Source organism: bacterium (genome assembly GCA_031082185.1).
GTDB lineage: Bacteria > Sysuimicrobiota > Sysuimicrobiia > Sysuimicrobiales > Humicultoraceae > VGFA01.
The window spans coordinates 47,226-58,974 of record JAVHLI010000013.1; the positions used below are offsets into that span (position 1 = coordinate 47,226).

Below are 11,749 nucleotides of genomic sequence, written 5' to 3' on the forward strand. Positions count from 1 at the left end.
GTCAGCGGCCCTTCCAGTCCGGCGCCCGCTTCTCCAGAAATGCCCGGATGCCCTCGGTCCTGTCCTCTGTGGCGAACAGCAGGTAGAACGCCTTGCGTTCGTAGTCGAGCCCGCCCTCGAGCGTGGCATCGAACGCCTTGAGGATCGCCTCCTTGGCCATGCGAATCGCCACCGGCGGCTTCGAGGCGATCTGGCCGGCTAGGGCCTTCGCTTCGTCCAGGACCGCCTCATCGGGCACGACGCGGGTGACCAGGCCGATGGCCTGGGCCTCGGCCGCGGAGAACGGGCGGCCGGTCAGTATCAGTTCCATCGCCCGTGCCTTTCCGGCGGCGCGCGTAAGACGCTGCGTGCCGCCGGCGCCTGGTATGATCCCGATGTTGATCTCGGGCTGGCCGAACCGGGCCCCTTCGCCCGCGACGATCATGTCGCAGGCCATCGCCAACTCGCAACCACCGCCCAGGGCGAAGCCACGCACCGCCGCGATGATCGGTTTGCTGAACTTGCGAATCCGCTCCCACTGCTCGAACCGATAGCCGGTCAGCATCTCAGCCGGCGTGGCCGACGCGAACTCGTTCACGTCGGCGCCGGCGGCAAACGCCCGCTCGCTTCCGGTCAGCACCACGCATCGCACCGCGTCGTCGGTCTCAATGGCGCCCAGCGCCGCGGCCAGCTCATCCATCGTCGCCCGGTTGAGCGCGTTGAGCACCTTGGGGCGGTTCAGTGTGATTACCGTCACGGCATCGTGCTGCTCCACGAGGATGTTGCTGTAGGCCATCGTCCTGCCTCCTGCGTTATGTGAAGGTGCTAGCGGATGATCGCTACGTCGTATCCTGCTGCGCGGAGCCGTTCGGCCAGTTGCTCGGCCAAGGTCCGGTCGCGGAACGCCCCCACCCTGACCTTGAAAATGCCGCCCTCCCGGACGATGTAAGGACTGAATCCAGATGCGCGCAGCGCCTCGGCGCGTGCCTCAGCGTTCTCGCGGACGGCGAATGCGCCGGCCTGGACCCGGTATAGGGTCGCGGCAGGCGTCGTCTCTGCCCCTGTAGCTGGGCGCGCCGGAGATGCCTCTGGCCTCGGTGTGGCCGGGCCGGATGCGGGCGGTGGTGTCTCATCGGCTTGCGGGGTGGCCGACGGCGTCGGTGCCGCAGGGCTCGGGGTGGCGAGGTCGGGCTGCCTAGGCGGTGCGGCTGGCGCAGGCGGCACGGTAGGCGGGGGCGGAAGACCAGGCGCAGATGGCGGAGCCGGCGGCGGAGCAGGCTCTGGCAGAGGTGCTGCCGGCGGCGTAGCCGGGGCTGCCCGCTCGGTCCCAGGTGCCCCAGACCGCGGGTTGATGTACCTCTCCCCCACGAAGTAGCCGACAATCAGCGAGCCGACGAAGAGGACGACGATCACCAGGCCGATCAGGAAGGTGTTGGTTCGCACAGACGGATCTTTCGTCAGGATCCGCCGAACTCCTCCGGGCCCAGATCCCTTACGTATCCTTCGAGGGCCTGTTGGCGACCGCGAATCTCCCGTTCGCGCCGCCGCTCCTCCTCCACCACCTCGGCCGGCGCCCTGGCCACGAACGAAGCATCGGCCATCTTGCGCGTGATGCGGTCGAGATCCGCCCGCACCGACGCGAGGTCCGCCTGCAGGCGAAGACGCGCCTTGGGCCGGTCGGTCTCGGCGACCTCCAGCGTGATCCTCACCCCGCCTGCCACGGTGCCCACTGCGCCCAGGGCAGGACTCACGCCCCCTTCCCCGGCGATCGTTAGGCCCGGAGCCCGCATCAGCCAGGACAGGTACTCGCGGTGCGCCTCGAGGAACGACCGCTCCCCCTCGCCGGCATGGAGCTCCGGAGCAACGGCCGCGGCCGATGCCAGACCCAGATCGGCCCGAAGCGACCGTACCGCCCGTACCACAGCCATAAGGATCTCGATCTGGGCTTCAGCTGCTCCATCCTGCGACACACCTCGGCCGTCCGGCCATGGGGCCCCCACGATGGTGCCGCCCCCATGTGGGAGCGCCTGCCAGATCTCCTCGGTAATGTGCGGCATGATGGGGTGGAGCAGCCGCATGGTACCCTCCAGCACGGTCCACAGCGTGTGCTGGATGGCCTGCCGGCGCGCCGGGGCCAGATCCTCCCGGTAGAGGTCCACCTTCACCAGCTCGAGGTACCAGTCGCAGTACTCTGACCAGACGAACTCGTACAGCCGCCGAGCCGCCTTGTCAAAGCCATAGGCCTCCAACATCTCCGTGGTCTCGACGACAAGCCGGGCGTAGCGGCTCAGTATCCACCTATCAATGGGACCAAGCGAGCCCGCTGCGGCGCCCACGGCGGGCTGGAACCCGCCCAGGTGCATCTGGACGAACCGCGCGGCGTTCCATATCTTGTTGTTGAAGTTCCGGATGTCCTCGAGCATCTTCTCGCCGAAGCGCAGGTCCTGCTGGCCCTGCGAGCAGCGCAGGATGAGCGCGTAGCGCAGCGCATCGGCACCGTAGCCCTGCTCCACGTAGTCGAGGGGGTCCAGCCCGGTGCCGAGGGACTTGCTCATGCGCCGCCCTTCCAGGTTCTGCACCATGGGGTTGATGTAGACGTCGGTGAACGGGACGTCGCCCATGAACTCAAGCCCGAACATGATCATCCTGGCCACCCAGAGGAAGATGATGTCCCGTCCGGTCGCCAGCACGCTGGTCGGGTAGAAGTACTTCAAATCGGCGGTCTGCTCCGGCCAGCCCAGCGTGGCAAACGGCCAGAGCGCGGACGAGAACCAGGTGTCCAGAACCTGCTCCTCCTGGCTTAGGTCGGTGCTGTTGCACTCGGGGCAGCGCTCGGGGGCCTCGTGCGCGGCGGTCGGATGGCCGTTCGCGCAGTGGTAGACCGGGATGCGGTGTCCCCACCAAAGCCGCCGGCTGATGTTCCAGTCGTGGATGTTTTCCATCCAGTCCAGGTAGACTTTGGCCCACCGCTCCGGATGAAACCGCACCCTGCCCTGGCGTACCGCCTCGATCGCGGGCCTGGCGAGCTCGTCCATGCGGCAGAACCACTGGTCGGTGATGTAGGGTTCGAGCACCGTGCCGCAGCGTCCGCACGCCCCCACGTTGGTTGTGTAGGGCTCCTGCCGCTCGATCAACCCGGACGCCTCCAGGTCTCGGGCCACGGCCTCCCTGGCGGCGAACCGGTCCATGCCCGCATAAGGTCCGGTCTCGGCGGTCATCCGGCCGGCCTCATCCAGGATCACCAGCACCGGCAGGCCGTGCTGGACGCCGATTTCGTTGTCGAGCGGGTCGTGGCCCGGGGTGATCTTGAGCGCGCCGGTGCCGAACGCAGGGTCCACCCGGGTGTCGGCGATTACGGGTACCCGGCGGTTGACGATGGGCACCAGGACCTCGCGGCCCACCTGGCTGCGGTACCGGGAGTCGTCGGGGTGCACGGCCACAGCCACGTCCGCGAGGATCGTTTCGGGGCGCTGCGTGGCAATCGTGATCCCCTCTCCCCCATCTGTCCCACGATACCGGACGTACCACAGGGAACTCGCCACGCTCTGGTAGTTCACCTCGAGGTCGGACACGCTGGTCAAGTCCTTCGGGCACCAGTTGATCATGCGCTTGCCGTAGTAGATGTAGCCCCTGGCGTGCAGCCGCAGGAAGCACTCGATGACCGCGTTGCAGTACCCGGGATCCAGAGTGAAGGTGACGCGGTCCCAGTCGCAGCCAGACCCCATCCGCCGGATCTGGCCGTAGATCAGTTCGCCGTACTTCTCCTTCCACTGCCAGGCGAACTCCAGGAACCGCTCGCGGCCTAGGTCGAAGCGGGTCTTCCCCTGTTTTGCCAGCTCCCGTTCCATGACCACGTGCGTGCCTATGCTGGCGTGGTCGGTACCGGGCAGCCACATGGCGTTGTACCCCTGCATGCGGCGCCAGCGGGTGAGCAGATCCTGCACGGCGTGATTGAGGGCGTGTCCCATGTGCAGCGTTCCCGTGATATTGGGGAGCGGCATCATGATCGCAAACGGCCGCCGGGTGGGATCCACCGGGGCGCGGAAGCAGCCCTGATCCAGCCACTCCTGGTACCGCCGTGGCTCCACGACCATCGGGTCATACGGGACTGCCCGTGCTTCCTTCCCCATCTCCATCCCTCCAGGAAACAGCAACGCCGCTCGCCAAGGGCGAAGCGGCGCTCCGCGGTTAGGGCCGCGGCTCAGGGGTGACGTTCGACCGGCCCGATTCCGGAAGGCCTCGCACCCTATGGGCCTTCCTCGCTCTGGGCGGCGCCGATCTACTACTCCCCGTCTTCGCGCGAACGTGCCCTGATAGTACCACCCGCCCTGCGGCCGGTCTAGCTCACCTGCGGCTCAGGCGGCCGGCGTTCGGGCTTGACCGGCACAGGCGGCATTGGTGGGACATAGGGTGCTGGCGGCGCCACCACCGGCGCTGGGGACGGCACCTCCTGCCCGCGCTGCGGCAGCAGGGCCTCGTTGAGCACCGCGTCCATGTGCTCTACCAGCACGAGCCGCACCTGCTTGCGCACGTTGGCCGGGATATCTTGAAGGTCCTTCTCGTTCTCCTTGGGAAGAATGACCGTCCGTAGCCCGGCGCGGTGGGCCGCCAGGACCTTCTCCTTGAGCCCGCCGATCGCCAGGATCCGGCCACGCAGGGTGATCTCGCCCGTCATGGCCACGTCGCGCCGCACCGGCCGGCCTGAGACGGCCGACGCCAGGGCCGTTGCCATCGTGATTCCCGCCGACGGGCCGTCCTTGGGCACAGCGCCGGCAGGCACGTGGATGTGTACGTCGGTGCGCTGGTAGAACTCCTCGTCCGCGCCGTACCGTTTGGCCCGCGACCGCACGTAGGAGAGCGCCGCCTGGGCCGACTCCTTCATCACGTCGCCCAGCTGTCCGGTTAGCGACAGCTTGCCCTCCCCGCGCATCAGCGTGGCCTCGACCGCAACGACGTCGCCGCCCATCTCGGTATAGACAAGGCCGGTGGCCACCCCTACCTCATCTTCCTTCTCGGCCGCCCCGAACCGGAACTTGGGAGGGCCCAGGTACTTATGCATGTTCGCGCGCGTGACCCGCTCCCCGGTCGTGGTCCCGCGCGCCACCCCGGTGGCTACCTTGCGGCAAATGCTGCTGAGCTCGCGCTCCAGATTGCGTACCCCGGCCTCGCGCGTGTACTCGCGCGCCACAATCCTCAGGGCTTCGGTGGTGAAGGTGATCTGTCCCGGGGTCAACCCGCTGGCCTTGCGCTGCTTCGGAATCAAGAACTGCTCGGCGATCTTGACCTTCTCTTCCTCGATGTAGCCGGTAAACCGGATGACCTCCATGCGATCCCGAAGCGCCGGCGGAATCGTCTCCAGGATGTTGGCGGTGGTGATGAACATGACCTCGCTCAGGTCGAGGGCGATCTCCATGTAGTGATCGCTGAAGGCATGGTTCTGCTCGGGGTCAAGCGCCTCGAGCAGCGCGGCCGATGGATCGCCCCGGAAGTCCATGCCCAGCTTGTCAATCTCGTCGAGCATGAACACGGGGTTGCGGCTTCCGGCGGTCTTCATCCCCTGGACGACGCGGCCCGGCAGGGCGCCGACGTAGGTGCGGCGGTGACCGCGGATCTCGGCCTCGTCGCGCACGCCGCCCAGCGAAATCCGCACGAACTTGCGGCCCAGTGCCCGCGCGATGGACTTGCCAACCGAGGTCTTGCCGACGCCCGGCGGCCCCACGAAGCAGAGAATGGGGCCCCGTGACTCCGGCGAGAGCTTGCGGACGGCCAGGTACTCGATCACGCGGTCCTTGGCCTTCTCCAGTCCGTAGTGGTCCTCGTCCAGGATCTTGCGCGCATCGTCAATGTCGAGCCGATCCTCGGTCCGCGCGGTCCACGGGACCGCCAGGATCCAGTCGAGGTAGGTCCGCACAACCACGGCCTCCGCGACCATGGGCGGCATCTTCTCCAGCCGGCCCAGCTCCTCAACTGCCTTGGCCTTGGCGTGTTCGGGCAGGCCGGCGGCCTCGATCTTCTTCCTGTACTCGGACACCTCGGTCTGCCGCTCGTCGGTCTCGCCCAACTCCTGCTGGATGGCCTTGATCTGTTCCTTTAGGAAGTACTCGCGCTGCGACTTCTCCATCTGCTTGCGGACACGACCCTGGATCTTGCGCTCCAGTTCGAGAACGCCGATCTCACGGCTGAGGATGGTGCTGAGCCGCTCCAGGCGGATCTTGGGCTCGGTTTCCAGGAGCTCCTGACGCTCCTCGAGCTTCAACGAGACGTGCTGAGCGACCAGGTCGGCCAGGCGCCCGGGCTCCTCCACCTGCGCTGCCGCGACAAGCTGGTCAGGCGGGATGGACCGGGAGAGGCGTGCAAACCGCTCGAGTTGGGAGAGGAGCCCGCGCATCAGGGCCTCCATCTCCATGGTCTTCTCGGCGCTGTCGGGCCGCTGCTCAACCGCGACCTCGAAGTGCGGGTCTTCCTGGTGGAAGGCGGTCACGGTGGCGCGGACGATGCCCTCGACGACAACCTGGAGCACCCCGTCGGGTTGCTTGCCCACCTGGAGCACGCGGCATATGGTTCCGGTTGCGTAGATGTCCCCTGGGTGCGGATCCTCTATGTCGTCGTCGCGCTGGGCGGCCAGAACCATCAGGCGGTCCCGCTCCAGGGCGATCTCAATGGCGCGTAGGGACTTACTGCGGCCCACGCCCAACCCCTGCACCTGGTGGGGGAAGACAACCGTCCCCTTTAGCGGCAGAAGAGGCAGGCGATCCGGAATGGCTGCTTGGTTCTCAGAGATAGACACACGGACCTCCTTGTGCGTTCCTTACCTGTTGGAACGAACGACTGCGCAGCAATGTTCCCGCGCGACGGCCGGCCCTGTCCCCTGGCGGCCTACGACGCCGGTTTCTCCATCACCTGCGCCTTCAGGTCGGAGGCGGTAAGCAGTAGTGGGCCCTGTTGCCGCAGAACAGCCTCTTCGGTAACGAGGCAGCGGCGGACGTCCCCCCGAGAGGGGATCTCGTACATGATGTCGAGCATGGTCTCCTCGATTACCGTCCGGAGGCCCCTGGCCCCGGTGTTCCGGGCCATTGTCTCGCGGGCGATGGCCCGCAGCGCTTCATCGGTGAAGACCAGCTCCACGCCGTCCATCTCGAAGATGCGCTGGTACTGGCGCACCAGCGAGTTCTTGGGCTCCACCAGTACCGCCACTAGATCGGATTCGTCGAGGGGGTCCAGTGGCACGATTACCGGCAGCCGCCCGATGAACTCGGGGATCAACCCGTACCGCAGCAGATCCTGGGGCATGGTCCGCTTCAGGACCTCGGCCAGGTGCTCCTTGCTGCGGGGCTCGATCTGAGCGCCGAACCCCATGCTGGTCTGCCGTATGCGGGTCTCGATGATGCGTTCCAGGTTCTCAAAGGCCCCACCGCAGATGAACAGGATGTTGCTGGTGTCTATTTGAAGGAACTCCTGGTGCGGGTGCTTCCTGCCTCCCTGGGGCGGGACGTTGGCCGTGGTGCCCTCGAGGATCTTGAGCAGGGCCTGCTGTACGCCCTCTCCGGACACGTCGCGCGTGATCGAGGGGTTCTCGCTCTTCCGCGCGATCTTGTCCACCTCGTCAATGTAGATTATTCCTCGTTCGGCCTTCTTGATGTCGCCGTCGGCGGCCTGGATCAGGCGCAGCAGAATGTTCTCAACGTCCTCGCCAACGTACCCGGCCTCGGTCAGCGAGGTCGCGTCGGCGATCGCGGACGGAACGTCCAGGATCCTAGCCAGGGTCTGGGCGAGCAGCGTCTTGCCGCAGCCGGTGGGGCCTATCAGCAAGATGTTCGACTTCTGCAGCTCCACCTCTGAGGGACGGCGGCTGCCGATGCGCTTGTAGTGGTTGTAGACCGCAACCGATAGGGCCTTCTTGGCGTGATCCTGGCCGACGACGTACTGGTTCAGGGTTTCGCGAATCTCCCGGGGTTTAGGGGTGGGACGGAGCTGGGACCGCCGATCCACGCCGGTCGGCTCTTCCTCCACGATCTCGTTGCAGAGCTCGATGCACTCGTCGCAGATGTACACCCCGGGCCCGGCCACGAGCCTGCGTACCTGATCCTGGGGCTTCGCGCAGAACGAGCATGACATCTTGGACGGGTTCATCAGCTCTTGGTCTTGGTCCGCTCGCGCGGGAGAATGACGTCGTCAATAATACCGTACTCCTTGGCATCCCCGGCGCTCATCCAGAAGTTCCGATCGGTGTCCCGCTCAATCCGCTCCATCGGCTGCCCCGTGTGGCGGGACAGGATCTCGTTCATCAGCGAGCGCATCTTCAGGAACTCCCTGGCCTGGATGTCTATGTCCGAGGTCATGCCCTGCGCCCCGCCCCAGGGCTGGTGGATCATGATGCGCGAGTACGGGAGCGAAGACCGCTTGCCCTTGGCGCCGCCGGCTAGGACGAGGGCCCCGCCGCTGGCTGCCAGCCCCGCGCAGATCGTGGCGATGTCCGGCCGGACGTACTGCATCGTGTCGTATATCGCCAGCGAGGCGATCAGGTCGCCACCCGGGCTGTTGACGTAGAGCATGATGTCCTTGTCGGGGTCTTCGCCCTCCAGGTATAGAAGCTGAGCGATCACCAGGTTGGCCACATCGTCGTCAATGCCGCCGCCCAGGAAGATGATGCGCTCCTTGAGCAGACGCGAGTATATGTCGTACGCGCGCTCGCCACGCGGGGTCTGCTCGACAACCATTGGGATCAGCGTCATGCGGGCTCCCGTCCTTCCTCCCGGCCCCTCGCGCGGTCCACCAGAGTGGAGATGGTCTTGCGGCGCCTCAACATCGCCAGCATCGTCTCGCGCCGCCCCTCGGTGGCCAGCCATTCCCTGGCCCGCGCGAGGTCCTGCTGCAACTCGGCCGCCACCTTCTCCTCCTCGGCCGCTATCTCCTCCTGCGTTGGCTCAACGCCTTCGCGGCGCGTGATCTCATCCAAAACGTGGCGGGCCTTCAGCCGGCGTTCAGCCCGCAGACGCAGCTCTTCACGTAGGCCGGCCAGATCCTTTCCCGCGGTTTGGAGGTAGCGGTCTAGGGTGTACCCGCGCCTCTGCAGCGACTCCTGAAGATCGGCCAGGAGATGCTCGATCTCGCGTTCCACCAGACTGGCCGGCAACTCGACGGTGGCGCGCTGCAGCACTTCGGTCAGCACCTGCTCCTCGTGGGCTTCCCTGGCCTGCGTTGCAGAGGCGGCCGCAAGGCGGTCGCGAATCCGGTCGCGCAGTTCGTCCACGGTGGCGACGTCTCCCACGGCCCGCGCGAAGGCTTCATCGAGGTCGGGGAGTTCACGCCGCTTCACGTCCGCCACCGTAGCGACAAGGCGCCCGTCCTCGCCAATGGCCGCGGACCGCTCCTCGCCGGCAGAGGCTCCGGAAAGGGCATCCTCGATCTCGCGAGGGAAGACGCCGGCTCCCATTTCTACCAAGACCTCGCGGCCGGCATGGAACCGATCGGTTCCCTCGACGGCCGTGGGCCGGATCAAGACGAAGTCGCCTGCGGCGGCCTGCGCTCCAGGAGCGGAGACGAGGCGCCCGCGGCGGCGGCGGAGATCCTCGATGGCGGCGTCAACCTCTGCCTCGCTCAGGTTTGAGGGCTCATAGGGAACCCTCACCTCGTCGTAGGTGCCGAGCTCCACCTCTGGAAGGATGTCCACGCTGGCGGTGAACCGCAGAGAGCGCTCTTCCTCCAGGCGGGGGAGATCGAACTCCGGTCTGCCGACCGGCACAACCCCGACCTCCGCCACCGCCTTGGGGTAGGCAGAGGCCACAATGATCTCCAGCGCCTCGCCGTAGAGCTCGTCACGGCCTATGAACCTTTCCAGCATCGCACGCGGCGTTTTGCCCCTGCGGAACCCGGGCACCCCTACTCGCTGCGAAAGCCGAGCCGTTGCGGTGCGCACCGCCCCGGCCACATCCTCGGCCGGGACCTCCACCTCGAGCACGGCGCGGCTGGGCGGCTCCCGCCTCCACTCTACCTTCATCACAAACCTCCTGGCCTGTACGCGGAGTTCGATTGGTGCGGGCGGAGGGACTCGAACCCCCACCGGCTCACGCCGACCAGATCCTAAGTCTGGCGCCTATGCCAATTCGGCTACGCCCGCGGAGGGTTCGGATCAGCTTCGACCGTGGGGGGCCGTCGGGGAGTCGAACCCCGAACCTGCTGATTAAGAGTCAGCTGCTCTGCCAGTTGAGCTAACGGCCCACGACCGTACCTGATACATTATATCTGAGTGGCCTGCGCTGTCCAGGCCAACCGACCACCCCAACCGCGGACCGGCCTACGGGCAGTGCAGCCGGGTCAGATCCGGGTGGCGCTCCGTGATCAGCTTGCGGTAGACATCGTTGACCTCGCCATAGCGGCGCTGCGCCATCTCGTCATCATAGATTGTCTTGACCGGGCGATCGAAGAACGACCGCATACCGCTGAAGAGCGCGGCCTGTTCCGCGGCGGAGCCGCGCGGACCCTCCATCCGGAACTTGGGCAGGATCGGGAACAGCCCGTGGCTCACCAGCCCGCGCTGCCCCTCGTCCGTCAGCAGATACTGTAGAAATGCCCGAGCGGCGCGTGGGGAGCGCGCGCCGGCGATCACGGCAGTAGGCGCCGGCGAGATCCAGGCGTAGGGAGGGCTTGAGAACCGCAGATCGTGTCCTGCCAGCACCTCCTGAAACGCCATGTAGCTGAGCACGCCGAACCCCACCCCGAACTCGCCACGGGCCACGAAGGTGGGCACGTCCCGGCTGCGCGTTACGAAGAGCCCGGTGTTGGCCCCGACCCGCTGGGCCCATTCCCAGCCCTTCTGCCATCCGCGAAGCTGGAGGATCACCTCGAGCGATGCGTGATGCGAGCCCGAGCGGTCAGGGGTGGTCTGGACGATCTGCCCCTTCAAGCGGCAGTCGAGCAGGTCGTCCCACCCTACCGGCGGATCGGCTCCTGCGCGGCGCACGACCCTTGGGTGGTGGACGATGCCGGCCGCGGTCAGCGCCGTACCCACCCACACCCCGCGATCGTCCCGAAGCGGGATCGCGCGGGGTTCGCCGATCCGCCCTGGAATCTCCCGGAGCACGGCATCGGGCACCTCGTGCGGAACCAGCAACCGGCGCTCGGCCAGATCATCGAGCAGTTCGGCCTCGCCCGCCCAGAGCAGATCGGCTTCGGGCCGGCCCCTCCACTCTATGATGCGCGCATAGGCGACCGGGGATCCCTGCGAGACGATTATGGGCCGTAGTGGACTCCCGAACCTGCGCCGCGTGAACTCGGCAAACCGTTCCGCGGTGGCATCGGCCACCTCGCGGGGAATAGGTGTGAGAATGACGAGGCGATCCTCTATCAGGGCCTGAGCCAATCCCGGCCCTGCGGCCAGGCCGAGCAGCACGGCGGCGGCCAAGATTAAGAAACCGAACCCTTGCGGCATCGTTTCCGCTCCCTTGTGGCGCAAAGCGAAGGACGCCCGATACTACCGGGCGTCCCTGGGGCCTGTCGAACGCGCCAGACTCCCGCAGCCTCCACCTCATACGGACTGTACCGTCGACCCCGGAATTCCACCGGGCCACGCCCTTACGGGCTCACGGGCTGTCACCGCCGATCGGGAATCGGCGCCGCAAGCGGCACCTCACCCTGCCCCAGAAGGCTGCGAGCCTTCGGTGTTACACAACCAGCATACGACCTGCCGGGATGCCTGGCAACTACCCGGCAGCGGCGGAGACTGTCAAGCCCAGGGTAGCACTTCCCTTGGCCTATGATGTTGGTGTTCGAC

8 protein-coding genes and 2 tRNA genes are annotated in these 11,749 nt (G+C 66.7%); all 10 read right to left on the minus strand.

From position 1 onward, the window contains the following. Nucleotide 1: 1 nt before the first annotated feature. A complete protein-coding gene (locus tag RDU83_11570; protein ID MDQ7841647.1) occupies nt 2-775 on the minus strand; it encodes an enoyl-CoA hydratase-related protein in 774 nt (257 codons plus the stop codon). Nucleotides 776-804: 29 nt separating this feature from the next. Continuing rightward, nucleotides 805-1,422 (minus strand): SPOR domain-containing protein, encoded by a 618-nt coding sequence (locus tag RDU83_11575; GenBank protein ID MDQ7841648.1) that lies wholly within the window; start codon nt 1,420-1,422, stop codon nt 805-807. A 14-nt stretch (nt 1,423-1,436) separates the two neighbouring features. Next, the gene (locus RDU83_11580) at nt 1,437-4,109 is read right to left on the minus strand and encodes a valine--tRNA ligase (GenBank protein ID MDQ7841649.1); all 2,673 of its coding nucleotides are present in this window, start codon (nt 4,107-4,109) and stop codon (nt 1,437-1,439) included. Nucleotides 4,110-4,318: 209 nt separating this feature from the next. Then, nucleotides 4,319-6,766, minus strand: a complete 2,448-nt coding sequence (gene lon / locus RDU83_11585; protein MDQ7841650.1) for an endopeptidase La — start codon at nt 6,764-6,766, stop codon at nt 4,319-4,321. Nucleotides 6,767-6,855: 89 nt separating this feature from the next. Next, complete coding sequence (gene clpX / locus RDU83_11590) at nt 6,856-8,109, minus strand: ATP-dependent Clp protease ATP-binding subunit ClpX (protein ID MDQ7841651.1); 1,254 nt, start codon at nt 8,107-8,109, stop codon at nt 6,856-6,858. After that, nucleotides 8,109-8,711, minus strand: coding sequence for an ATP-dependent Clp endopeptidase proteolytic subunit ClpP (clpP, locus tag RDU83_11595; protein MDQ7841652.1), 603 nt, complete (start codon nt 8,709-8,711; stop codon nt 8,109-8,111). Before clpP ends, clpX begins: the two co-directional genes overlap by 1 nt. Continuing rightward, nucleotides 8,708-9,976 (minus strand): trigger factor, encoded by a 1,269-nt coding sequence (gene tig, locus RDU83_11600; GenBank protein MDQ7841653.1) that lies wholly within the window; start codon nt 9,974-9,976, stop codon nt 8,708-8,710. Before tig ends, clpP begins: the two co-directional genes overlap by 4 nt. Nucleotides 9,977-10,009: 33 nt before the next feature. After that, a tRNA-Leu gene (locus RDU83_11605) sits at nt 10,010-10,096 on the minus strand. A 25-nt stretch (nt 10,097-10,121) separates the two neighbouring features. Next, nucleotides 10,122-10,197, minus strand: a tRNA-Lys gene (locus tag RDU83_11610). A gap of 76 nt (nt 10,198-10,273) precedes the next feature. Further along, nucleotides 10,274-11,407 (minus strand): extracellular solute-binding protein, encoded by a 1,134-nt coding sequence (locus RDU83_11615; GenBank protein ID MDQ7841654.1) that lies wholly within the window; start codon nt 11,405-11,407, stop codon nt 10,274-10,276. Between the last annotated feature and the right edge of the window lie 342 nt (nt 11,408-11,749).